The 24,392-nt window shown below is 35.2% G+C and carries 27 protein-coding genes; 8 read left to right on the top strand and 19 right to left on the bottom strand.

What is annotated here, in order from left to right; translation table 11 throughout:
* Positions 1-29: 29 nt before the first annotated feature.
* From L1I30_RS08780 to L1I30_RS08765, 4 genes are all read right to left on the bottom strand, one after another.
* Complete coding sequence (locus tag L1I30_RS08780; protein ID WP_006990442.1) at positions 30-302, bottom strand: HU family DNA-binding protein; 273 nt, start codon at positions 300-302, stop codon at positions 30-32.
* 184 nt (positions 303-486) lie between these two features.
* Positions 487-1,434, bottom strand: coding sequence for a methionyl-tRNA formyltransferase (fmt, locus tag L1I30_RS08775; RefSeq protein ID WP_236133906.1), 948 nt, complete (start codon positions 1,432-1,434; stop codon positions 487-489).
* Positions 1,434-3,335 carry a RecQ family ATP-dependent DNA helicase gene (locus tag L1I30_RS08770; RefSeq protein ID WP_236133905.1) on the bottom strand — a complete coding sequence of 634 codons (1,902 nt, stop codon included), beginning with the start codon at positions 3,333-3,335 and terminating at the stop codon, positions 1,434-1,436. Before L1I30_RS08770 ends, fmt begins: the two co-directional genes overlap by 1 nt.
* A gap of 2 nt (positions 3,336-3,337) precedes the next feature.
* Positions 3,338-3,877 (bottom strand): AAA family ATPase, encoded by a 540-nt coding sequence (locus L1I30_RS08765; protein ID WP_236133904.1) that lies wholly within the window; start codon positions 3,875-3,877, stop codon positions 3,338-3,340.
* Between the two features lie 81 nt (positions 3,878-3,958).
* Here L1I30_RS08765 and L1I30_RS08760 point away from each other — a divergent pair, with 81 nt between their 5' ends.
* From L1I30_RS08760 to murA, 3 genes are all read left to right on the top strand, one after another.
* On the top strand, positions 3,959-4,252 hold the full coding sequence (locus L1I30_RS08760; protein ID WP_236133903.1) for a DUF493 family protein: 294 nt from the start codon (positions 3,959-3,961) through the stop codon (positions 4,250-4,252).
* Positions 4,253-4,362: 110 nt separating this feature from the next.
* Positions 4,363-5,001: a DUF4290 domain-containing protein gene (locus tag L1I30_RS08755; protein ID WP_236133902.1), complete on the top strand. Its 639-nt coding sequence runs from the start codon at positions 4,363-4,365 to the stop codon at positions 4,999-5,001.
* A gap of 14 nt (positions 5,002-5,015) precedes the next feature.
* On the top strand, positions 5,016-6,329 hold the full coding sequence (murA, locus tag L1I30_RS08750) for a UDP-N-acetylglucosamine 1-carboxyvinyltransferase (RefSeq protein WP_236133901.1): 1,314 nt from the start codon (positions 5,016-5,018) through the stop codon (positions 6,327-6,329).
* A gap of 66 nt (positions 6,330-6,395) precedes the next feature.
* Here murA and L1I30_RS08745 read toward each other — a convergent pair whose 3' ends face one another.
* A complete protein-coding gene (locus L1I30_RS08745; protein WP_236133900.1) occupies positions 6,396-7,850 on the bottom strand; it encodes a TonB-dependent receptor in 1,455 nt (484 codons plus the stop codon).
* A 98-nt stretch (positions 7,851-7,948) separates the two neighbouring features.
* On the opposite strand from L1I30_RS08745, the gene L1I30_RS08740 reads away from it, so the two are divergent.
* Both L1I30_RS08740 and L1I30_RS08735 read left to right on the top strand, forming a co-directional pair.
* Positions 7,949-8,710: an MBL fold metallo-hydrolase gene (locus tag L1I30_RS08740; protein WP_236133899.1), complete on the top strand. Its 762-nt coding sequence runs from the start codon at positions 7,949-7,951 to the stop codon at positions 8,708-8,710.
* A complete protein-coding gene (locus L1I30_RS08735) occupies positions 8,710-9,207 on the top strand; it encodes a hypothetical protein (protein ID WP_236133898.1) in 498 nt (165 codons plus the stop codon). Before L1I30_RS08740 ends, L1I30_RS08735 begins: the two co-directional genes overlap by 1 nt.
* On the opposite strand, the gene L1I30_RS08730 is transcribed toward L1I30_RS08735, so the two are convergent.
* The 8 genes from L1I30_RS08730 to L1I30_RS08695 all read right to left on the bottom strand — a co-directional run bounded on the left by L1I30_RS08730 (position 9,204) and on the right by L1I30_RS08695 (position 17,457).
* Complete coding sequence (locus L1I30_RS08730) at positions 9,204-9,860, bottom strand: alpha/beta hydrolase (protein WP_236133897.1); 657 nt, start codon at positions 9,858-9,860, stop codon at positions 9,204-9,206. The genes L1I30_RS08735 and L1I30_RS08730 overlap by 4 nt on opposite strands.
* 3 nt (positions 9,861-9,863) lie before the next feature.
* Complete coding sequence (locus tag L1I30_RS08725) at positions 9,864-10,190, bottom strand: DUF4870 domain-containing protein (RefSeq protein ID WP_236133896.1); 327 nt, start codon at positions 10,188-10,190, stop codon at positions 9,864-9,866.
* A 30-nt stretch (positions 10,191-10,220) separates the two neighbouring features.
* Positions 10,221-11,471: a dihydroorotase gene (locus L1I30_RS08720; protein WP_236133895.1), complete on the bottom strand. Its 1,251-nt coding sequence runs from the start codon at positions 11,469-11,471 to the stop codon at positions 10,221-10,223.
* Positions 11,468-13,384 (bottom strand): BatA domain-containing protein, encoded by a 1,917-nt coding sequence (locus L1I30_RS08715; RefSeq protein ID WP_236133894.1) that lies wholly within the window; start codon positions 13,382-13,384, stop codon positions 11,468-11,470. Before L1I30_RS08715 ends, L1I30_RS08720 begins: the two co-directional genes overlap by 4 nt.
* A gap of 61 nt (positions 13,385-13,445) precedes the next feature.
* Positions 13,446-14,633 carry a sensor histidine kinase gene (locus L1I30_RS08710; protein ID WP_236133893.1) on the bottom strand — a complete coding sequence of 396 codons (1,188 nt, stop codon included), beginning with the start codon at positions 14,631-14,633 and terminating at the stop codon, positions 13,446-13,448.
* A gap of 88 nt (positions 14,634-14,721) precedes the next feature.
* Positions 14,722-15,936: a GAF domain-containing sensor histidine kinase gene (locus L1I30_RS08705; RefSeq protein WP_236133892.1), complete on the bottom strand. Its 1,215-nt coding sequence runs from the start codon at positions 15,934-15,936 to the stop codon at positions 14,722-14,724.
* Positions 15,937-16,016: 80 nt separating this feature from the next.
* Positions 16,017-16,787, bottom strand: coding sequence for a TIGR02757 family protein (locus L1I30_RS08700; protein WP_236133891.1), 771 nt, complete (start codon positions 16,785-16,787; stop codon positions 16,017-16,019).
* A gap of 10 nt (positions 16,788-16,797) precedes the next feature.
* Positions 16,798-17,457, bottom strand: a complete 660-nt coding sequence (locus L1I30_RS08695) for an ABC transporter ATP-binding protein (protein WP_236133890.1) — start codon at positions 17,455-17,457, stop codon at positions 16,798-16,800.
* A gap of 244 nt (positions 17,458-17,701) precedes the next feature.
* Here L1I30_RS08695 and msrA point away from each other — a divergent pair, with 244 nt between their 5' ends.
* The 3 genes from msrA to L1I30_RS08680 are packed head-to-tail and all read left to right on the top strand — an operon-like array spanning position 17,702 to position 19,198.
* Positions 17,702-18,250: a peptide-methionine (S)-S-oxide reductase MsrA gene (msrA, locus tag L1I30_RS08690; RefSeq protein ID WP_236133889.1), complete on the top strand. Its 549-nt coding sequence runs from the start codon at positions 17,702-17,704 to the stop codon at positions 18,248-18,250.
* Between the two features lie 3 nt (positions 18,251-18,253).
* Positions 18,254-18,847, top strand: a complete 594-nt coding sequence (gene folE, locus L1I30_RS08685) for a GTP cyclohydrolase I FolE (protein ID WP_236133888.1) — start codon at positions 18,254-18,256, stop codon at positions 18,845-18,847.
* Between the two features lie 45 nt (positions 18,848-18,892).
* Positions 18,893-19,198, top strand: a complete 306-nt coding sequence (locus tag L1I30_RS08680; RefSeq protein WP_236133887.1) for a hypothetical protein — start codon at positions 18,893-18,895, stop codon at positions 19,196-19,198.
* A 53-nt stretch (positions 19,199-19,251) separates the two neighbouring features.
* Here L1I30_RS08680 and L1I30_RS08675 read toward each other — a convergent pair whose 3' ends face one another.
* From L1I30_RS08675 to L1I30_RS08650, 6 genes are all read right to left on the bottom strand, one after another.
* On the bottom strand, positions 19,252-21,477 hold the full coding sequence (locus tag L1I30_RS08675; RefSeq protein WP_236133886.1) for a TonB-dependent receptor: 2,226 nt from the start codon (positions 21,475-21,477) through the stop codon (positions 19,252-19,254).
* A 55-nt stretch (positions 21,478-21,532) separates the two neighbouring features.
* Positions 21,533-21,853, bottom strand: a complete 321-nt coding sequence (locus L1I30_RS08670; protein WP_236133885.1) for a hypothetical protein — start codon at positions 21,851-21,853, stop codon at positions 21,533-21,535.
* A 6-nt stretch (positions 21,854-21,859) separates the two neighbouring features.
* Positions 21,860-22,162 (bottom strand): DUF6787 family protein, encoded by a 303-nt coding sequence (locus L1I30_RS08665; protein WP_236133884.1) that lies wholly within the window; start codon positions 22,160-22,162, stop codon positions 21,860-21,862.
* A 41-nt stretch (positions 22,163-22,203) separates the two neighbouring features.
* Positions 22,204-22,632: a DUF6146 family protein gene (locus tag L1I30_RS08660; RefSeq protein WP_236133883.1), complete on the bottom strand. Its 429-nt coding sequence runs from the start codon at positions 22,630-22,632 to the stop codon at positions 22,204-22,206.
* Between the two features lie 39 nt (positions 22,633-22,671).
* Complete coding sequence (locus L1I30_RS08655) at positions 22,672-23,289, bottom strand: DUF937 domain-containing protein (RefSeq protein WP_236133882.1); 618 nt, start codon at positions 23,287-23,289, stop codon at positions 22,672-22,674.
* 133 nt (positions 23,290-23,422) lie between these two features.
* The gene (locus tag L1I30_RS08650) at positions 23,423-24,373 is read right to left on the bottom strand and encodes a D-2-hydroxyacid dehydrogenase (RefSeq protein WP_236133881.1); all 951 of its coding nucleotides are present in this window, start codon (positions 24,371-24,373) and stop codon (positions 23,423-23,425) included.
* Positions 24,374-24,392 lie beyond the last annotated feature (19 nt).

Raw genomic sequence — 24,392 nt, 5'->3', positions numbered from 1 at the left:
AGTTTAAAGTTTTTAACTAATGCTAAGGTTTAGTTTACAGCTTTTTGTAAATCTGCACCAGCTTTAAATTTCACTACGTTTTTAGCAGCGATCTTAATAGTTTTTCCTGTTTGTGGGTTTCTTCCTTCACGTGCAGCTCTTTTAGAAACTGACCAAGAACCAAATCCAACTAAAGAAACACGGTCACCTTTTTTAAGAGACTTTTCAACGTTCTCTAAAAATGACTCTAATGCTTTTTTTGCAGCAGCTTTTGAAATTCCAGCGTTTTCAGCCATTGCATCGATTAAATCCGTTTTGTTCATAATTTGAATTTTAAATTAATTGTTGGTTAAACATTCTGTTAATTTGCTTTACAAATTTATGTGGATTTCTCAGCCATGCAAGTAATATCAAGGGAAATGCGGGTTTTTGTTAATAACTTGAGCTTTTTGTTAATAAATAAGCTTGATTTATTTTAAAATCCGCCATTTCAGTAATGATAAGGCCTCACAGAAGTTTTGCGTCTAAATCAAATTGATAACCGTTCAATAGCTCTTTGGTTTTCATTTTTCTTTTTCCTGGAAGTTGTAATTCTTTTAAAATAAGATAGCCTCCGGAAACTGCTACTTTTAATTCTTTTCCCTCCTGTAGTATTTTTCCGTTTGAATAATTGTGACTTTCTGTAAGCGGTTCCACCTCAAAAAGTTTGACTTTTAATGTTTCCTCTCCATTTTTTAAATAGCACCAGGCCGCAGGATAGGGATTAAGCCCTCGAATATGATTATAAATTTCAATTAAAGGTTTGCTCCAATTTATCTGCGTGTTCTGTTTTGTGAGTTTGGGAGCATCTTTCAACTCCGGATGCTCGACTTGTTTTTGGGTGGTAACCTTATCTTCTTTTATTAAATTTAATGTATCGGTAACTAATTTAGCACCTATAATCATTAAATTATCATGTAATTCTCCCACATTCTCTTCCTTAGAGATTGTTATTTCTTTTTGAAGGATCATGGCACCGGTATCAATTTTTTCATCTATAAAAAAAGTGGAAACCCCAGTGGTGGTCTCTCCATTTATAATGGCCCAGTTTATAGGTGCAGCGCCTCTATATTGAGGTAGGAGTGAGGCGTGCAAATTAAAGGTGCCGTATTCCGGTAATTTCCATACCGCTTCAGGTAACATCCTAAAGGCAACCACAACCTGTACATTGGGATTTAACTTCCTTAATTCCTCTAAAAAACTCTCCGACTTTAAATTAGTAGGTTGTAATACGGGGAGATTTTGGGTCACGGCGTATTGCTTAACGGCACTTTCCTGTAGTTTCCTTCCTCTTCCTGCCGGTCTATCGGGAGCAGTAATTACTCCTACTACATTAAATCCTGTATTTATAATTTCTTTCAAGGTGGAAACCGCAAAATCGGGGGTTCCCATAAATACTATTCTTAAATCTCTCATCAATTCTTTAATTTATATGTGTTAGTAGCTGTTAAACTTATAATCCCTCTGTCTAGCATTAATTGTAATACCTTTAATATCCCATTTTCAGGAAAGGGGAGTGCCGCTACCAGTTGTCTTGAATTTTGTTCCTCATTTTTTAAAATGTCGATAAGTTCTTCATAGATACGTCTTATCAGTTCTTTTTTAACATTGGTTTCAGGTGGCTTACAAACAGAACAAATTCCGCATTTTTGAGCAGTTGTTTCTCCAAAATAAGTCAGGAACTGAATACTACGGCAAATGTTTTCATTTTCAACATAGGATAACATAGCTTCTATTTTTTCAAGTTTGTTCTTTGACTGATTTTTAATATAATCTACAAAAGGATAGATGCTACTTTCATCTTCTCTGGGTACTAAGAAGGTTATGGAAGCGTCGTGGAGCTGATGCTCGAACTCTACTATTTTATCTTTATGTAATTGTTTTAAAATACGGATTGCTTCCGACTCGATTGTGCCGGCTTTTTTGCAAATAGAAGTTAAATTGATGGGCATTTTACTTTCAAAAATTCCCCCATAGGTTCTTAAGATAGCTTTTATTACCGGATCAAATTTTGGGTTTTCTTCAAGGTAATAAAACAATTGTTTATTAGATATAATAAATTGCAAACTGGTTGTCTTCTGAAACTGTTGGGACAACTTTAAAATGCTTATCCTATCTAGAAGTTGTAAAGTGTTATAGGTCTTGGCAGAGTTTAATTGATAATGACTGCAGAAGGCAGCAAAATTGAAATCATGAGTTGTGTTTACTCCTTCACCGTAGGCAACTCTGAAATAGGAAGAAAGTTTTTTATAGATCAGAATTACATATTCCAGATCTGGTAAATTATTTAAGAACTGATTTTTAACAACAGGGATATCACTCTTATTAGTTATTATGGTTGCAGTAGCTAACTTCCCATCTCTCCCTGAGCGGCCAGCTTCCTGAAAATAGCTTTCTATACTTTCCGGTAAATTTAGATGTATAACATGCCTTACGTTGGGCTTGTCTATACCCATTCCAAAAGCATTGGTGGCAACCATAACTTTTACTTCTTCCTTAAGCCATGAATTGAGCTTTTGGGTCTTTTTTTCGCGCGAAAGTCCTCCATGAAAGGCAGCGGTAGTATATCCATATCGCTGTAATTCTAAAGCAACTTCTTCCGTAGCTTTTCGGCTTCTAACATAAATAATTGCAGAATCATTCTTATTGAATAGCAATTGCCTGAGTCGGTATATTTTATCTTCAGTATTAATAACATGGAAAGCAATGTTCTTGCGTTCTAAAGATTTTTTAAAGATAGAAGGTTCTCGTAGCTTTAACTGAGTTTGTATATCTTTTATTACATCCTTGGTTGCCGATGCGGTAAGCGCCATTACCGGAACTTCAGGTTTTAGCTCTCGTAATAATGAAATATTTAAATAGGCAGGTCTAAAATCATGTCCCCACTGCGAGATGCAATGCGCTTCATCTATAGCAATCAAATTAACGTTCATATGCTTGATGCGCTGCTGTACGATATCTTGTTGTAAACGTTCTGGCGATAAGTACAGAAATTTGTAGTTTCCATAAATACAGTTGTCCAGAAGTGTGTCCAGTTCGGAAAAGGAGATTCCGCCGGTAATAGCAATGGCTTTAATGCCTTTTTCCTGTAAACTCGCCACCTGGTCTTCAATTAAAGCTACCAGAGGGGAGACTATAATACATATTCCTTCCTGTAAAAGGCTGGGAATTTGAAAGCAAAGAGATTTTCCACCACCGGTAGGCAATAGCGCAATAATATCTTTATTGCTTGTTGCTGCGGTAATTATCTCTTCTTGAAGAGGCCTGAAAGCTTGATGCCCCCAGTATTTTAATAATATGTCTTTTGCTTCCTGCAAGTTTAATCATCAAGATTGTTCAATATGAAATCACGTCTGTTTTCAATAGAATCTGTAGGAACTTCAATTGGATTATAACCGTATCTAATATACGCTTTTTTTAAGTATTCATGTATGCTCATTGCTTGATCAAACGATTCATAGCGTTCATTATCGGTGGTGTAGATCTCTTTCCATGGAGGAAGAAGGAAAATTTTGTCGTATTCATGTCGCTCGCAGGCTTCATCAAATTTCGACGGATAATGTGTATTGAAATAATCCATATAAGCAATTACATCAGGAATTCCCCTGTCAAAAAAGATAACCTCTTTAGTGAGATGTAGAGATTCTTTATGCTGATTTACTCTGGCTTCCAGCAATTTTTCACTGAAAAGCAATGGTTTTTCCAAGAAAAGCTGATCAATTCCCTCCTCTTGAGCTTCTAATGTAATTTGCCTTGAAATTTCGTGTAGGCAATAATGCCCCTGCGATTCAAGATTCACAATTACTGAAGATTTTCCGGTACCGGGCCCGCCGGTAATAACTATTTTTTTATTTTGCACGCTGCAAATTTCGGTATTTGTAATTGATAAAAAAAATGAATCATTACTTGTATATTTGCAAGACAAGGAAAGAGAAAAATTATGGAGCAGTCTAAGAACCCTGAAGAATTTTATAAGAAGTTAAAGTCGCAATTACAAGACACTTCCATGTGGCCAACAGAGTATCTATATAAATTTATTGTGCCTACCGATGATGGGAAAATAGCGCAGATAAATGAGATATTTGATAATATGGGAGCGGTTATTACTACTAAGCAATCGAAAAATGGGAAATATACCAGTGTTTCTGTGAATGTAAGAATGAAGAATCCCGATGCTGTAATAAGTAAATACAAGCAGGTAGGTGAAGAAGTAGAAGGAGTAATGTCCTTATAACAATAAATCAATAGCCTTTAAGTTTTAATAATAGGGCAGTTGAATAATATTTAGTATTTTGCAGCCAGTATAATTTCTACTAGTTTAATTATCACCTATAAATATCAATTTTGACATACGAATTAGAATATAACTCTGAGAGGAGTAGGCTTATTATTCCTGAATACGGCCGACACTTACAAAAAATGGTGGAACATGCTGTTGCCATTGAAGATGATGAAGAGCGCAACAAAGTGGCCAAATCGATAATTGCGGTCATGGGAAACATGAATCCGCATTTAAGAGATGTAGCCGATTTTCAGCATAAACTTTGGGATCAGTTATTCATTATAAGCGATTTTAAATTAAACGTTGATTCTCCATATCCAAAACCTTCTAAAGAGCTTTTAGAGGAGCGTCCTGAACCAATGGAATATCCTCAAAATTTCCCTAAGTACAGGTTCTACGGAAATAACATCAAACGTATGATCGATGAGGCTGTGAAAATGGAAGAAGGTGAACTTAAAGAAGCCTTGATCTTTGCTATAGCAAATCATATGAAAAAATCCTATTTGAACTGGAATAGGGAAGCAGTAGATGATGAAGTTATTTTTGAGCATGTAAAAGAATTAAGCGGCGGGAAGATAAATCTGAAGAATAAAGAAGAAGATCTAAGCGAAGCTGCCAATTTACTAAGGGGGAACAAAAAGTTCAAATCAACTCCCAAAAAGAATCCACGCAATAATCCACGCGCACGTAAACGCTACTAAACTTTTAATATCACATGGGAACTTTTCAAATTGAAGGGGGCCATGCTTTAAGTGGAAATATACAGCCACAAGGAGCTAAAAATGAAGCCCTGCAAATTCTTTGTGCAGTACTTCTTACCCCAGAAAAAGTTATAATCAACAACATACCCGATATTGTTGACGTAAATAAATTAATTACACTTCTTGGAAATTTAGGAGTAAAGATCGAAAAACTAGGTAAAGGTAGTTACAGCTTTCAAAGTGATTCTATAAACCTGGAATATTTGGAAAGTGAAGCCTTTAAAAAGGAAGGAAGTGGACTTAGAGGATCTATCATGATCGTGGGACCTTTACTGGGTAGGTTTGGTAAAGGTTATATCCCAAGACCGGGAGGAGATAAAATTGGACGAAGGAGATTAGATACTCATTTTGAAGGTTTTATAAAACTTGGAGCAAAATTCAGATATAATAAGGAAGATCGTTTCTATGGAGTTGAAGCTGCTGATGGTCTTACCGGAGATTATATGCTGTTGGAAGAAGCTTCGGTAACCGGAACTGCAAACATTGTAATGGCGGCAGTTTGGGCGAAAGGTAAAACCACCATTTATAACGCGGCTTGCGAACCATACCTGCAACAACTTTGTAAAATGTTGAATTCTATGGGAGCTAAAATTGAAGGAGTTGGCTCTAATCTTTTACATATTGAAGGAGTTGAAAGCTTTGCAGGTTGCGAGCATACCATATTACCAGATATGATCGAGATTGGATCGTGGATTGGTTTGGCTGCAATGACAAAGAGTGAAATTACCATTAAAAATGTAGGTTGGGAGCATTTAGGTTTAATTCCTACCACATTTAGAAAACTAGGAATTACCATTGAAAAAAGGGGAGATGATATTTTTATTCCGGCTCATAACGATGGATATGAGATACAAAGTTTTATTGATGGCTCTATAATGAATATTAGCGATGCTCCCTGGCCTGGATTTACTCCCGATTTACTGAGTATCATGTTGGTTGTAGCAACACAGGCACGTGGCAGCGTTCTTATCCATCAAAAGATGTTTGAAAGCAGGTTGTTTTTTGTAGATAAACTAATAGATATGGGAGCCAAGATTATTCTTTGCGATCCGCATAGAGCTACTGTTATTGGTCACGATTTTAAGTCGTCACTACGAGCAACAACTATGACTTCTCCTGATATTAGAGCAGGAGTTTCTCTTCTTATTGCGGCTATGTCGGCAAAAGGAACTTCTACCATTCATAATATCGAACAGATAGATAGAGGTTATGAAAATATTGATGAGCGACTTAGAGCTATAGGAGCGAAAATAAAAAGAGTCGATTAAAAATTTTATAAAATAAAAAAGCCCGGTTTAATAATAAACCGGGCTTTATTTTATAAATATTATAGATTAAGTTCTTTCTTCTAATTTAGGTTCGTGATACCCAAATAACTTTTGCTCCTTAATCATATTAGAAGTTCTTTCAGGAAGCATATCTTCCCATCCTGTTTTTCCTTCAGAGATCATTTGTAGAATTTCTCGAGAGAAAATATCCAAGATCGCAGGGTTGTAATCAGTAATATCAACTACTTTCCCATTATGCTTGAAGAATTTATATAATTCCTTCATACGTGGGTGAACTTTTAAGTTGTCACTGTTGATGATTTCTCCTGTTTCAGGATCTTTTAATGGGTATAAATATACTTTCAGGTCTTTAAAGAAAAGTTTACCAAAAGCTTCTAGAATTCCACCACTTAAGTGTCTGTAATATTTTTCATCAAATATATCTACAAGGTTGTTTACGCCCATGGCCAATCCCATACGTTCTTTGGTGTACCTTGAGAAATACTCCACAACTCTATAATATTCTTGGAAGTTTGAGATCATTACAGTTTGCCCTAGTGAGCACAGTAATTTTGCACGATCCATGAAATCATTTTCATCGATCTCTCCTTCAGCACGAAGGTTAGACAAAGTGATCTCAAAGATAACTTCTGTATTCTCTTCTTCTACTTTTCTTTCCTGAATAAAAAGTTCCAAAGAGCGTTTGTACATGTCCATATTCACCTTAGTAACCGGTCTAAAACTTCCGCGTAAGGTGAGAATATTCTTTTTGTATAATATTTTTGCTGGGAGAATGTTGTTTCCATCTGGTGCGAACATTACGGCATCGGTCATGCCATTCTTTACCAGTTGTAAACTCATTAATCTGTTGTCTACATGTTCAAATCTTGGCCCTGAAAAGTTGATGGTGTCAATCTCTATCTGGTCCTTATCAATATGATCATATAAATATCTAAGAAGTTTCTTAGGGTTATCATATTTGTAATAAGCTCCATAAATCAAATTCACCCCAAGAATACCTAAAGTATTTTGTTGTAGGCGAGCATCATTTTCGTGAAATCGAATGTGTAAGCTTATCTCGTTGTAATCTTCATTTGGATCTACCTGATATCTAATTCCAACCCAACCATGCCCTTTGTATTTCTTGGCAAAATCAATGGTTGCAACTGTATTGGCATAACTAAAAAATAGCTTGGTAGGATGCTTATCCCTGGTAATACGCTCTTCCATCAATTGGATCTCATAGGCCAACATTTTTTTTAATCTGGCTTCTGTGACATAGCGCTTATCATCTTCCACACCATAAATAGCATCACTAAAATCCTTATCATAGGCACTCATAGCTTTTGCTATAGTACCGGAAGCACCACCAGCTCTAAAAAAATTCCTTACGGTTTCCTGTCCTGCACCAATTTCAGAGAAGGTTCCATAGATATTTTCATTAAGATTGATACGTAATGCTTTACTTTTAATCGAGGGAACATTTTCAAATTCTCTGTCCCCCATAATGGTAATGGGCATAATTCTCGTGTTTAGATAAACATTTAAGTGGGTCAAAGGTAGTAAAACCGTGAGCTAAAGTAAAAAATATACTTACTTTTGTATCAAAAATAATACTTTTGGAAGTAACATTTTTAGGCACAGGTACTTCACAGGGAATTCCCGTTATAGGAAGCACTCATCCCGTATGTTTTAGCAAAGATTCTAAGGATAAACGACTTCGAGTTTCTGTAATGGTAAAATGGAAGGAGTACAACATTCTTATAGATTGCGGCCCCGATTTCAGGGCTCAAATGCTGGCTAATAACATTACTCATTTAGATGCGATTCTTTATACCCATGAACATAATGATCATACAGCCGGACTGGACGATATAAGACCTTTCTTTTTCAGGCAGGGGGATATCCCTATCTATGCTCATGAGCGAGTATTGAGATCTTTGAAAAAACGTTTTGAATATATTTTTCAAACAGAGAATAAATATCCCGGTGCTCCCAGTGTAGCTGAAAATATTATTATAAATGAGGATTTTCATTTTAAAGATCTAAGCATTACACCAATTAATGTTATGCATAACAGGTTACAGGTGTTTGGATTTAGATTGGAGGATTTCGCCTATCTCACCGATGTTAAAACCATAGAAAAAGAAGAAACTGCAAAATTAAAAGGAGTAAAGGTATTAGTAATAAATGCATTGCGACATGAACCACACCATTCTCACTTTAATTTGCAGGATGCCTTGGAATTTATTGAAGAAGTGCAGCCCCAGAAAGCTTATTTAACTCATATAAGCCATTTAATGGGCTTTCATGAGGAAGTGCAAGCTCAGTTACCTAATAACGTTTATTTAGCCTACGATAACTTAAAAATCAGCATATAATGCGAAGTAAAATAATTTTATACCTATTTATTTTTTCTGTATTGTTCACCATCTTCATTTATGTGAATGATAAGAAGATTCTGGATGCAAAAGAAGAACGTATTCAGAATCAGCATGAGAGAATAACCGAGTTAGAGCACCAAAATGAGCAGCTTGCCAATGCGAATTTAAGGCTGAATTATTTTTCTCTTACGGGTAATGAAGAAGCTATCTCATATTTTGAAAACCAAGGGGTAGACGTAACCCAATTAGCAGCATCTATTGAAGATCAAATTATTAGTCGAAACAAGGCCTATCAGGATAATGAACTGGTACCTTTTGAAGGCATGGAAGGTAATATGCGAATTAATAAAGTTAAGATATTGAATCACAAATGGATTATTGCCGATTTTACCGATGGTACTTATTGGGGTGAAATACTAATCTCCTATCAAATCGATGAAGACAATAATCTTCAGCTCACTACTGAAAAATCCTTTTTATACCCACAAAGTTAAAGCTGCTCTTTCAACCAGATTTTAAGCTCCATAAAATTTTGTGGGGCTACTCCGTGTCCCACGGGAAATTCGGAATACTTATTTTTCACACCCAAACCAGATAAGAAAGTCGGAGTTTTTTGTGCCCAGGAAACCGGGATTACCTGATCCTGTGATCCATGAGAAGCATAGAATGCCAGCTTAGAAAAATCATTTTTGTTGTAATTTTCCTTTAAAATATCATGATTTACATAACCGCTTAAAGCTATTACATTTTTGATCTTTTCGGGGTAACTTAAAGCTACGGCATAACTAAGGATACTTCCCTGGCTAAAACCCAGCAGGTTAATGTTCGCAGCATCTACGGGATAATTTTCAATTACTTCATCAATAAAATGAAGGATCTTATCTCTCGACTCGATCGCCTGCTTATTATCGCTGAATTTTCCTTGCACCGCATCAAAGTTGATGGCATACCAGGCATTTCCATAAGGTTGCAATGAGTAAGGCGCTTTTACCGAAATCACAAAAAGCTCCTCGGGAAGTTCGGATGCAAATGAAAAAAGATCATTTTCGTCGCTGCCGTAGCCATGAAGTAGGATTAAAGCAGGGGATTTGTCTTTTTTTATAGAAGGTTCTTTAATTATATGAAATAGGGAAAGTTGTTTTGTCATCTTTTAATTAATTGTGCTAAACCATTTCTGAAATTTATCTCCTAATAACGGAACTTCTTTTTGTTCACCCTGGATAGCAGTTACTAAACCATATACCCAAAGCACAAAAATAAAGAGCCAGAAAGCATAGGTAATCATCCAGCTATCGAAAATACTTACAAAAGCGCCTATCACGAAATAGGCGATATTAATTCCTAGAGCCTGTCTTATATGAAAACTGGTAAAAGGATTTTTAGTGTCATTGTTCATGAAGTAGGCTATAATGGTACCCAGTAAGGTCAAATATGCGATTATAGCGGCCGGTCTACCTGATTCTGCTGAAGGATTCATGTTCTTTTTTTTTATAAAATTAGTCGTTATCTATATAGCCATAGCATTCTTATTGATAATTCCATAGACTTTTCCTTTCATATTGAAATCTAGAAAAATGCTGTTTCTGGAGGTGCTGGCAATATGCTCTTTTGAAAACTTGTATTCTTCTCCAGGAGAAAATAAGCTCAAATTAGCTTCTGTACCTTCTTCTATCTGTGGTTCTTTAATTTTGAACCTTTCTCTTCCTTTTGTTAGAAACTTGATAGTTTCTTCAAGACTAAATATTTTTTGTAAGGCTCCAAAAGCCGATTCTAAGCCGATAGTGCCATATAAGGCATGTTCAAACTCAATTTTTTTATGCTCGATGTCGATAGGGGTGTGATCTGATGTCAGCATATCAATAGTTCCGTCTTTTAAACCTTTTATAAGGGCTTTTACATCATTTTTTGTGCGTAATGGAGGTAACACCTTCATATGGGTATCAAATTCAGCAAGTACATCATCTGTAAATAAAAGATTATGAATTGTCACGCTACAACTTACATCTAATCCATTTTTCTTTGCATTACGTATCAGTTTTACAGATTTTTCTGTCGAAATGGTGGGAATATGCAATTTTCCACCTGTATATTCTAAAATTGCAAGATCTCTTACTATTTGTAATTCTTCAGCAAAAGCTGGAATTCCCTTTAATCCTAGATACGTGCTGTTAATACCTTCATTTACCAATCCGTTACCTGCAATTTGATTGTCCTGAGGATATGATTGAACCATACCATCAAAATTCTGTGCATATTGTAAAGCCAGTTTCAATAGGTTTGGATGGCTTGTAGGACGTTTGTAATCGCCAAAAGCAATAGCCCCCGCTGTATGCATATCAAAGAGTTCGGCAAGATCTTTTCCTTCAGCTCTGCGAGTGAGGGCACCAATAGCAAAGAGTTGAACCGCATGATCTTTGGCCTTTGAAAGCACCGATGTTATCGCCCCGTTATCATCTATTATAGGATTAGTATTCGGGTTTAATGCAATTTGAGTGAAGCCACTTTTAGCAGCGGTATCCAAGCCATTGTTAATAGTTTCTCTTTCTTCATATCCAGGCTCCCCAAAACTTACACTGGTATCTATCCACCCTTTTGAAACATGTAAATCCTTAAGTTTAATCTCCCTGTCACATTTATTGATTTTAAGAGATTTACCAATTTTTTCAATAGTGCCGTTTTCAATGAAGATATCTAATGTCTTAAGATGATAACTCGAAGTAGGATCAATAATTTTAGCCGATTTCAGAAGTAGCTTCATTTAAAATATTTTAAGAGTAGTGTTTCAAGGATTAAAAAGATCAATGCAAAAGTAACAAACCATTTCCAAAAAGTATCCACTTCTTTATGAAAGCCTGAGGAATAATAGAATTGTGGGAGACTCTCTACAAGAGTTATGTTTTCCAATTGCTTTAAGTTGCTATAAACCATAGCGCTTTCTTTTCTATTGACATTGTAACTTATCGATGGCAAAGGCTCCTTACCTCCATATAGCTGAAAATTTCCGGCTGTTTCGGGTAATTCTTGGGTGGTAATAAGGGTTTTCGTAGTGAAAGATTGTTGCCTGGGAATAAAATCCAGATTGTTCGATAGCATTTTTAAAACCTGGTCACTATCTTGTGCTAATGGAACTTCAATAATGTTTGTCTTGCCTAATTCGTAATATAATTGAGCCGGTTTTAAAGCTGAATAAGCCATGTTGTAAAAGGCAGCAACAACTAATGGCGATTGAGAAAAATTGCTATTTCCAGCGTTAAGGGCTGCCGTAAAAAAATAATTATTATGAATTTCAAAGAGGAAAGGATTCTCATTCTGATATTTTAATATAGGAATGGTATGCGAATCTACATTGTAAGAATTATATACCTTGGGGTAATCGAAATTGTCTATGGTTTTTTCGAACACTTCTTTAAAAACAGGATGCTGAAAAGCTATTTTAGTGATTAGTCGTTCCCGTTCTATTAATTGATTGTAGCCTTTAAATTCTAATTGGGCTAGAAAATTCTTAAAATTATTATCCATTTTTAACGAAGAAGGGATGATAATAAAGACTGCATTTTCTTTCTCTTTCTTAACGAGCTGGTTGAGCAAGGGGTTTGACAGGTTGGACACTTCATTCAAAATTATGACCTGAGCATTATTCAGTTTATTGAAATCTATAGAAGTGGCAGCCATAGCAGCATAATTAAATTCCGGCTCAGTAAAAATTCGGTCTAAAAAAGAATTCTCAATATTCTGTATGCTAATTATATTTAATGCAGGCCGATTATTAATTGAAAAAAACAGACTGTTATCAAAGGTCAATCCACGATCTTCAATGCTGATCCTTCCATTTAATAGCGTATCATTTTTTAATTCAAACTCTACCGCAGTAACCGAGTTCCCTGAAAATGCAGCGCTGGATTTCCCCAGTAAAACCGATCCGTTATATATAGAGACAGGAATGCTTTCCGGTTGGGCTCCTAAGTAATCTAAATCAATTTTTAACGTGATGGTCTCTGCATTTTGGTTGGTAATATATGCAGTATCAATTCGAACATTATCCCGACTTTCTGGTAAAAGAGGTTTTAAATAGATGTCAATTTTCGCTGGGGTGGAGGGAGAAGACATGTTAAAACCTTCCTGAAAATCGGATATCAATAATAGTTTTTTCGATACGTCTTTTGAAAAAAGAGAATTTGCTTTTAAAAGTACATTGTTATAATCTAGTTGTGTTGGTGTATAAGTGATTTTCTGTAACTCCTGTCGAGAAATATTTTTATAAACAGCAGAGTTGGTGAATATATTAAGAGGCTTATCTAAAGGAAAACTTTCAAGAAGTTCTTGAATTGTACTCTCAAGAAACCTTCCATTTTTACCCTTAGCCTGCATGCTATACGAATTATCTAAATATATAAGGCTTTCCTGTGTTCCGGTTTCACCTGTTGAAAGTTTTTCAGGGAAATAGGGTTCGGCAAAAGCAAAGATGATAGAAATTAATAGGAGTAACCGTGTGGTAAGTAGCAGCCATTTTTTTATAGTTGAGCTCTTTCTGGTTTTTACCGAAAGCCGCTTCAGAAATTTAACATTGGTAAAGTATTCCGTTTTAAATTTTCGAAGCTGAAATAAATGAACAATTACAGGGATAATCAGAAGAAAAAGTGCGTATAGAACTTCGGGATGATTAAACTGCATGAAGATTGGAATATTTATCAAATATAAAAAAAGGTATAAGAATATATACTTAATAAATGGCCTAAACGCGCTTTATACTAAATGCAAAATTACTGCCTTCCCCGGGAATAGAACTTAAAGATATTTTACCATGCATATGATTTACAAGTTTTTTAACCGTGGCTAACCCAATACCACTCCCCGGATTCCCGTCCCTGTCGTTAGTGTCTAGCGTGGTAAAGAGTTCAAAAATCTTAGATGAATTATCTTTAGAGATCCCGTCACCATTATCTATTACTTGAAATTTATAGTAATCGGGCGTTTCGTTGAATTTGATATCTATTTTCCTGTAATTCTTCTTGTTATATTTTAAGGCGTTGCTAACAAGGTTCAAAAATACCTGCGTAAGGGCAGCTTTGTTCACATTGTGAAGTGTGATATCATTTGGATATTGAAATTCAACATCGTCAGATACTTCATATAAATGTGCAATACCGGCCAATAACTTAGGAAGGTCTACATTTTCATAATCCTTTTCCATGATGTGCTCACTTCTATAAAAGCTTAAAATTCCATCCACATAATTACGAAGCGCGTAAGAAGATTCTACCAGGTAATTTAAATACTGCACCGTTTCCTCATCTAATTTCCCTTCGTTCTCTTCTTTTAAAAGTTCTGTAAGCGAAATAATATTTGCTAAAGGTGATTTAAGATCGTGTGAAACTACGCTGGCAAATTTTTCCAGTTCCTGATATTTTTGTTTTAATTTCTGCTGAATTTGCTTAAATTTTTTATTCTGTTTTCTGAACGCAAATAACTTTAAGCATTGATTGCCCAATGCTTTTAATCCTTCAATTTGATAATTTTCCAAATGCCTTTCTTCAGTATCCAAAATACTTAAAACCCCAATGGCTTCATTATTCTGATTACAAAGCTTTATACCTGCGTAGAATTTATAGGAACTATCATTCTCTTTAAGTAAGGGAGCATCTTTAGAATAATTTAGAATATGAATTTCTGAATTTGACATAATGCTACTTTGTGCCATAGCATTATTAGTGTCTACATCAATAATATCTTTTCCATAGGCAGATTTTACCCAGGGTTTGTGAGCGTTCACAATACTTAAATAGGCAAGAGGTACTTTGCATATGGTGGCAGCTAGAAACGTGAGCTGATCGTAGTCGTTATTACCTGAAACGTCCGACAGGGCAGAACCTTCATTTTCTGAGGAAGAAAAATCATGATTTAAAGAAAATGCTTGGTCCATATGGTCAATTCTTAGTTAACTCTTAATGAATAACTTAACCAATAATAGGAAATTTTTCCCTTCTATTTTAATTTAAGGGCTTATAATTTTACGCTAAATCATTCCTTTTTACTGAAAATTTGAAGGTAGTGCCTTTGCCTATCTCTGAATTCACCGATATTTCTCCCCCTAAAGAGGTAATAAGTTTTCTAACGGTAGATAGGCCAATGCCATTTCCTTTATTTCCTGTTCTATCGGTTTCGGCTAAAACTTTAAAGAGTTCAAAAATCTCTGTTTGTTTATCTTCGGGAATACCTATTCCATTATCGGAAATGGTAAAATAATAAAAATTGAAGTCGGATTCACAGCTAATATCAATTACTATTTGTTCTTTATCGTTGTATTTTAAACTATTCCCTAATAGGTTTAGAAAAATTTGTTCCAGTGCAGACCGGTTAGAATTTACAATGATATTTTCAGCCGGTAGATTGATCTCACAGTCATAATTAATATTGAGGAGGTCGATAATTTGTTCCAAGAGATCATGGATATCAAAGTCTTCATTTAAAGAATCTGTTAACGTATCACTTTCATAGTGATCTAATATTCCTGTAATATAATTGCTTAATTTAAACGAAGATTGCTTTAAGTAATTTAAATAATTAATTCCTTCTTCGTCGATATTTTTACCATATTTAGCTTTTAAAATATCTGAAGTTATAATAATGTTAGCAAGCGGCATTTTCATGTCATGAGAAACAGTTCCAGCAAATTCTTTTAGTTGGGAGTTTTTTGATTTTAGTTCCAATCTCATTTTTTCCAGATGTAGGTTTTGTCGTCTTAATTCAAAAAGATTTTCTACCTGTTTAGCAAGAACTCTCAAAGCTTCTTTTTGATTTTCGTCCAGTGAATTGGGTTTGGAGTCTATTACACATAAAGAGCCTAAAGCTGTTCCGTTTGATGACAATAACGGCATCCCAGCATAAAATATAATAGGGAAGTCTGCGGTTATAAAAGGATTGTTTTTAAAACGAGGATCTATTCTCGCATCTTTTACTTCCATAAGCTCTCGCGGCTTTAAAATGGCATGTGAGCAGAAAGAAATATCTCTATCCGATTCACACATATCTGTACCGGATTTCGATTTGAACCATTGTTTTTCTTCTCCCACCAGGGTAATAAGTGAAACAGGTACCTTACATATAAAAGAAGCCAGTTGCGTGATGTTATCATAATTATCATCGGCCTCAGTATATAAAATATTTAAATCGTGGAGAGTAGCTAATCTGCTTTCTTCATTTTCCGGAAATTCTGCGTGTATCATAGTTTACTATCAATAAAATTTCTTACTTCTCGAATTAAGCCGTAGAAAGTGCAAGTTAAGAAATTTAGCACGAGTTACGTCTATTGTCCATATTTCTCAAATACACCTAATCCAAAGAGTGCAAAGTCATATTTAACGGGATCTAAAGGGTCTAATTCTCGCAAGGTTGTATCTAATTCTAAAAGAGCTTTTGCATCGTTTTGCCTGCGTTTTAATAAGCCCAATTTTCTGGCCGTATTTCCCGAATGTACGTCTAAGGGACAAGAAAGTTGAGAGGCTTTTAGGTTATTCCACAACCCGAAATCTACATTTCTATTATCATCTCTTACCATCCACCTCAAAAACATATTGATACGTTTTGCTGCCGAGTTTTTTAGTGGGTCACTAACATGTTTCTCAGTTCTGGATAAGTGAGGTAAGGAAAAGAATTCTTTTTTGAATTGATGAATGCTGTATTGCAGTGATTTTGGTTCTGCATACTCTGTGAAAATCCCTTCTAAACCACCTTTAAACGTATAAATGTTCTTTAATGCAACAACAAAATAGCGTAGATCTAAGCCATTAAAAGTTCTGTGAACAAAATCATCCAGCTTAGTAAGATCAGGTTCTGAATGATTCAACACAAAATCGTAAGGTGAATTTTCTAGAAGTTCCATTAAATGATTAGCATTTTTCAAAATGCTTTTTCTGTTTCCCCATGCAATTGTGGCTGTTAGAAAGCCTGATATCTCAACGTCTTCTTTTTTATTGAAAAGATGAGGAATTTGAATGGGATCGGTTTCAATAAATTCTGGTGTATTATACTGTTCAACTTTAAAATCTAAAAATGACTTTAATTCTGATCTGTTCATTTCAACTTTTTTAAATTATTTCACCATCCACCATTACAAGTTTTCTATCGGCCATATCCGCCAGATCCTCGTTATGAGTTACAATTACAAAAGTTTGATGAAATTCTTCCCTAAGTTGAAAAAAGAGTTTATGCAGGTTTTCCGCAGATTGTGTGTCCAGATTTCCTGAAGGTTCATCGGCAAAAATAACCGATGGATTATTGATAAGGGAGCGTGCAACAGCGATTCTTTGTTGTTCACCACCGCTCAATTCTGATGGTTTATGATGAGCCCTTCCAGAGAGTCCCAAAAATTCCAAAAGCTCAAAAGCGCGTTTCTCGGCGTCTTGTTTGGAGGTATTCTTTATAAAGGCAGGAATGCAAATATTTTCTAAAGCTGTAAATTCGGGTAGTAACTGATGGAATTGAAAAATAAACCCAATGTGGTCATTTCTAAACTTCGATAATTTTTTAGAATTTAAGGAATAAATATCAATATCATTTATTTTCAGGGAGCTATCAATGTTCTTATCCGGAGTATCTAAAGTTCCCAAAATTTGAAGTAGCGTGGTCTTTCCAGCACCAGAGGCGCCCACAATAGAAACGATTTCACTTTTTCTAATATGTAGATTCACTCCTTTAAGAACATGGAGATCTCCGTAGTACTTATGTATGTTATTGGCGTATATCATTAAAATGTGCTTAGAAAACGAAATTAATTATAATATGAAGAACTTTGCTATTCTGAATAAAGAATGTTCTTTAAATTGCCTTTCAGCAAGTAGCATACCACTATATGCGTGTATGAGGATAGGTTTTAAGGATCACGAAGTTTTCAACTACATTAGACAAGGTAATAGTTCTATAGGAATTATTAATTGATTAGGGATAACGGGAGCATCTTTTTAATCTAATTTTATTATTAAATTAAAATAAATGAATAATAGTAATTATAAAATAGCAACGCTGGCAGGCGGATGTTTTTGGTGTACCGAAGCAGTATTTGAAAGAGTAGAGGGAGTGCAAAGTGTAATTCCCGGATTTACAGGAGGAACCATTAAAAATCCTGCATATAGAGAAATTATAACGGGTAGAACAGGGCATGCTGAAGCGATAGAAATTCATTTTAATCCAGAGAAGATAAGCTACAATGAACTTTTACTTATTTTTTTTAGTACTCACGATCCAACAACTTTGAACAGACAGCAATACGATGTAGGAACGCAATATCGCAGTGCTATTTTTTATCATTCAGAAAATCAGAAGCAAATAGCTCTAGAGCTTATAGCAAAGTTGGAAAACGAAAAGGTTTTTGAAGATGCTATTGTTACAGAAGTTAAGGAAGGAGGACCCTTTTATATTGCCGAGCCTGAGCATAAAGAATATTACAGCAATAATCCAGACCAACGGTATTGCCAGATAATTATTGATCCCAAGATTAAAAAATTAAAACAGTTGTTTACAGATAAATTAAAGAAAGGCTAGAGTATGTATAAGTTTTTTGAGGAATATGATGAAAAAGTTACGGAAGAATTAACGGGTAATTTTAAGAATATTATTACACAACTGGGGGAGAATCCTACCCGAGAAGGAATTACTGATACTCCAGAAAGAGCGGCAAAAGCAATGCAGTTTTTAATGCAGGGGTACGATTGCAACCCTGAAGAGATACTAAGAAAAGCAATGTTTAAAGAAAGTTACAGTGAAATGGTTGTAGTAAAGGATATAGAATTGTATTCTTTGTGTGAACATCATATGTTACCGTTCTTCGGGAAAGCCCATATTGCATATATACCAAATGGTTATATAGTTGGTCTAAGTAAATTACCTCGAATTGTAGATGTGTTCTCAAGAAGAATGCAGGTTCAGGAACGGCTTACCGATGACATTTTAGAATGTATTAATAAAACCATTAAACCTTTGGGAGTGGCCGTGGTTATTGAAGCTCAACATATGTGCATGATGATGCGTGGCGTCCAAAAACAAAACAGTGTAACTACTACATCAGGTTTTCGAGGACAGTTTGAAAAGATAGAAACCAGAAATGAGTTTCTGAAACTCATTACTTCCGATCTAAAATAAAATGGCACTTTATTTGCTTTAATTCCATTACAAAACCTATAACCGATGAAAAATACTAAAAATAAATTACTGCTTAAAAGTATTATTTATGATGCTATTGGTATGGCTACGTACGCCATTCCGGCGGTAGGTCCTTTTCTGGATTTATTATGGGCACCATATGCAGGTAAGCTGATGTCTGAAATGTATCCCGGAAAAAAAGGGAAAATAGCATCTGTGCTTGTGTTTATTGAAGAGTTGATGCCGGGAACAGATATTATTCCAACCTTTACTTTAATGTGGCTTTATACTTTTGTATGGAAAAAGCAAGATTCCCCAAAGGAAATAATTATAGAAGCAGAAGTTATTTAAATCAATATTTTTATTAAAAGAAAAAGGTGGTCATTAGACCACCCTTTTTAGTATTATATTTTTGCAGAAATGCTCAGACTAATATTTCGACCCATATTTGGAATATTATCCGGTTTCAATCTGGATAAATGAGAAATATAGGCTTTATCTAAAATATTATTGGCACTAATTCTAACATTGAAATTTGTATTTATATAATTGAAGTTTCCTCCAATTCCAGCATTTAATAAACTATAGCCTTGAGAATTGGTCTCAAAATCACTTACCTTATTTTGGGCGAGTGTAGATTTTAAACTAATAAAAGAATACGGATTTTCCAGGAACATAGTTTTTTCAAATTCCATTCTTAACGTATTTGTAATAGATGTAGCCGGGATAAGAGGTAAATTCTTACCAGAATCCTGTTCTCCTTTTACCATTTCCAAACTGCTTTCTATATGTAACCAATCTAACGGGTGTGGATGGATGTGCATTCCTGCTTCCCCTCCATACAATTTTGCATCGTCCTGAACATATCTAAATACAGGATTTTCATCTACAAATTCGCTGGTTGGGTTAAGGTAAATATAGTTGTTCACCTTATTATAAAAGGCATTTGCAAATATTTCGAAATGTTCATTTCTATACTCTAAAGCAAGATCGATTTGAAAATTCTGTTCATTTTTTAAGTCAGCATTTCCTATTTCATACCTGTTTGTTCCCTCATGAGTACCATTAGAAGTTAATTCTGAAAGATTAGGTGCACGAAAACCAGTGGCTAAATTAAGTCTGGCTGTTAACGATTTTAGGATATTGTATTTCGCACCTAAAGCACCATTATAGCTGTTGAAATCTCTTTTAACAGGGGCAAAATAACTAGGTTCTCCCTCCATTCCATATTCATTGGTCTCTAAATTTCTGTTATCAAATCTTAAACCTGCCTGCAAATCAATGTTATCTAAATGCAAATGTGTGGTTGCCAGTATTCCAAAATCTCTAAGTTTTGCATCTGGAATAAGCAATTCCTCTCCAAAATTCTTATTGGTTTGGAACATTCCCTGAATTCCAAAAATAGTTTCAAAATTACCCCACTTTGCCGCATTGTATTTCAGGTCGTAATTTAAAGTTTCTAAATGCATTTCAAGAGCAGGAAGGTCTTCTGCTAGATCATCTTCAGGCTCTTCAAATTCTTTTCTGTCATTAAAAATATAACCAAGTTTAAAGTTGAAACTAGAATTTTTTAGAAAGACTTTATTGTCAAAACTTAATATATGATTGTTCAACTTTTGATTAGGAAGCGTTTCAGTTTTCGAGGTTGTTTGCGCCCCTATTTCCTCTGGGATACCGGCAAGGGTGTTATTATAATTATATCTCAAATCTCCTCGATATTTGTTGTTTTGGTAACCAATTCCTGCTTTGAGGTCCTTCTCGGTAAACCTAGAGTTAGTTACTCGTTTACCACCCCCGGTTTTATAATCACTATGAGTAGCATAATTACCCCTAAGAAGATATTTGAATTTGTTTCCTGAGGTCTTAAAACCAATATTGGCTTCTGTACCAAGAGTATTCGTGAAATAATTAACCGCAGCATCTAGAGATGAAACATTTGAGGCAGCATACTTTTCCGGATTTAAATATAGAACTCCCCCAAGGGCGTCACTTCCATAAAGTAAAGAGGCAGGCCCTTTTATAACCTCAACACTTTCAACACCGCTAGAGCTAACTCCCAATCCATGTTCATCTCCAAATTGTTGATTTTCCAGGCGCACTCCTTGCGTATACACAAGAACTCTGTTTGCACTAAGTCCTCTAATTACAGGCTTTCCAATTCCCGATCCGGTAGTTATACTTTCAACTCCGGGTAATTGTGTAATTCCATCGGCAAGTGTGATGGCTCCCGCTTTTTGAAGATCACCAACAGTAGCTCTTTCTACCTTTACAACATTTTCACTTTGCAGCTGATGGAAGGGTGTGGAAACAATTACTGCTTCCATTTCTATAGCGGTAGGTTGTAAAAGAATGAGCAGATCTTGATTAGAAGGAACTTTAATTTTAAAAGTTTGAGTAGCATAGCCAAGGGAAGAGATTACCAATTCATGATTACCTTCTGGAATATTTACGATGGTGAAATCACCATCTACCGAGCTCATGCTGCCTTTATCTAATTTTGAAAAATAAATACTAGCTGAAAAAATAGGTTCTTGGGTCTCAGCATCTATTACTTTTCCTTTAATAGTGTTCTGAGAAAATGCTGTAGCTGAAATAGCTATAGCAAACAGTATATAATATAGTTTGTACATATAATAATTTTCAAGAAATTTATAAATATGGAAATTGAATTCCATGAAGTGTCATTTAGGCAATAATAGAGGAGGGAGGACCTCTTAGCGAAAATGGTAATTTCTGAAAATCACTTAAGAATTCATAATGATTGCTAGAGCTTTCCTTTATTATAATATCCCGAACGATATTATAATTAAATAAGTCTATAGCGATGATAGGAACCGGGTGGAACTTACATAACTCGCAATCTATGCTTGATTTATGAAGATGTGTTGATGAATAATCTGTGCAAACCGAATGTTTTTCATGAGCAAAAATATGAATACTTACTGCAGCGGGAAATAGCAAAGCCACCGCCATCAGAATCAATCCATATTTTTGAAAAATATTCACTAGCTATTAACTTATAAAGCGTGATAACCCAAGGCGGGATAACATTTTCTTTTCAAAATCCCAGAAGAATTTAAACTGTCCAAATATCCATCCAAATAGAACTAATAGAATTTGGTAGATGGGGAAGATTAGAATGATCCTTAGAGGCCAATAAATATACCATGCAGTATTGGTGTCTCCAATTCCCAAAAAATCACATACAGGTGCCGCTAACTTAGCTGAGCTGGAACCTGTAAGGGCAAAAACTACCAAAATGATAAAAAGCTGGAAATTAGAATCTATTCCCCAACGTTGTTTTAGTTTATTCATACTGCAAATATACCACAAGCATTTTCAATCAAACAAAAAAATTATATGCGGGTGGGTACACTAAATCGCTGATTGTATTCTCTAGAAAAGAACACAAAATAGTTATAAAGCATATAGTTTACTTCGTAACCGTAATCTATGTTAGGATTGTAATTAATTTCCTGAATGTAAAGGTTTGGATTGAATCGCTGAGGTTGAGTAACCCTAGCATTATATTCTGGCACCAAGAAACGATTCTTATTTTCCAGATAGGTTTGAGAATAATAGCCCCGCGGTTTAGCTATACTGTTTATGAAAAGATTGAAGCCTGGTTCAATGATTATAATCTCATATTCCAGGCTGTCATTTGCAATTCTTACGGTATCATTAGCCATTGCAGTTTGTTCTTTCTGCTCGAAGTTTCTTTCTTTGCCAGACCCACAACTATAAATAGCTAAGGCCAGAATGCATACGTAGAATAAATTTTTCATCTCTCTTTTTTGTAAAAATGTGCAATAATTATTCCTAAGTTACTTACCGCCTAACATTCCGCCAAGAAGTCCGCCGCCGCCTTTTTTTCCTCCTCCAAGAATCATTCCCGCCACATCATCAATCACACTCCCGTCTCCATCTTTGTCTAATAAAGTTTCAATTAAAGAAGCATCATGCGTTCCCGATGATCCCATTACAGAATCGAGCAAGCTGCCTAATCCGGAGGATTGTACATTTTCCTTACGTTTCTGACTTGCCAATATACTCATTAATAAAGGTGCTGCCATTTTAATGATATTAGAAACCGATGATTCTTTCATATTAAGAGTGCTACCTATGGTTTTAGAAACCATATCTTGCTTTCCTCCTAAAAGGTGTCCTAAGATTTTTTCTCCTTCCGAAGACATATCTGAAGCATTCACCGATTTCAAATTGTTTAATAATGAATCCCCATGTTTGTTATCACTTAAGGCTTTATTTAAGCTTTCTGCCCCAGAATTACTTTTAATGTTTTTTTGCATTGCTCCCAGTAAAATCGGTAAGGCCATACCAACGGCTGCAGAAATATTATCTTTATTTTCAGCAGTACTATCACTTGCCTTTTCAATAAAATCTTCCCCCATAGAAGTGTTCAATAAATCTAAAATAGATGCCATGATTGTTGTTTAAAGTTAGATACTCAATTTACAACTTTTTTAAATTGCATTATCTATATATGTTAAATAAAATAAAAAAGCACCAGGTTTAATAGGGCCTGATGCTTTTTTTATTTAACAAATACTGTTAAAATCATTTTAAGATTTCGATAATTTGCCTGGCAAGATCCCTTCCAATTCTTTCCTGAGCTTCCAAAGTATTACCGCCAATGTGTGGTGTTAATGATATACGCTGATCCATTAATACTCTAATGGCAGGGGTTGGTTCATTTTCAAAAACATCCAGTCCTGCAAAGGAAACTTTACCGTCTGCCAAAGCATCTACCAAAGCTACTTCGTCGATAACTCCTCCTCTGGAGGTGTTTATAATTCCAACTCCGTGTTTCATTGAGTCGATTTCCTTTTTACCAATGAGTGGCTTTTTCTGTGCCGGGACATGAAGACTTATAAAGTCGGATTCCTGAATAAGGTCTGCTACGGGTTCCGTTTTAATAGGAATTGTAACTACCTGATCGTTATAAAAGTGTAAGGTGATATTTGTTTCTCCCACTTTATCATCGCTGGCAATAACTTTCATGCCAATACCCAAGGCAATTTTCGCAACTTCTTGTCCAATTTTACCAAGACCAATAATACCTAAGGTTTTTCCTCTAAGTTCGGTTCCGGCAGCATAATTCTTTTTAAGATCCTTAAATTCAGAATCCCCGCTTAAAGGCATATTTCTGTTAGAGTCATGAAGGTAACGAACTCCACCAAAAAGATGTGCGAAAACAAGTTCAGCTACTGAAGCCGCACTCGATTCTGGGGTGTTTATTACATTAATACCTTTTTGTTGTGCATGTTCTACGTCAATATTATCCATTCCAACACCTGCACGCCCAATTATTTTTAGACTAGGGCACCCGTCGATTATGTCTTTACGAACTTTGGTAGCACTTCTAACTAGTAATACAGAAATATTATGTTCGTTTATAAAGGATTTAAGTTGCTCTTGAGCCACTTTTGTAAGGATAACTTCAAAACCTACTTTTTCTAATGCTGTTACACCCACAGGGGAGAGGCCGTCGTTTGCTAATACTTTCATTATTATTTCTTTTACCAGT

The sequence above is a fragment of the Gillisia lutea genome, assembly GCF_021568705.1.
GTDB classification, from domain to species: Bacteria; Bacteroidota; Bacteroidia; order Flavobacteriales; family Flavobacteriaceae; genus Gillisia; species Gillisia lutea.
The sequence above is the reverse complement of the archived record's forward strand: the minus strand, read 5'-3'. Positions and strand labels throughout refer to the sequence as shown.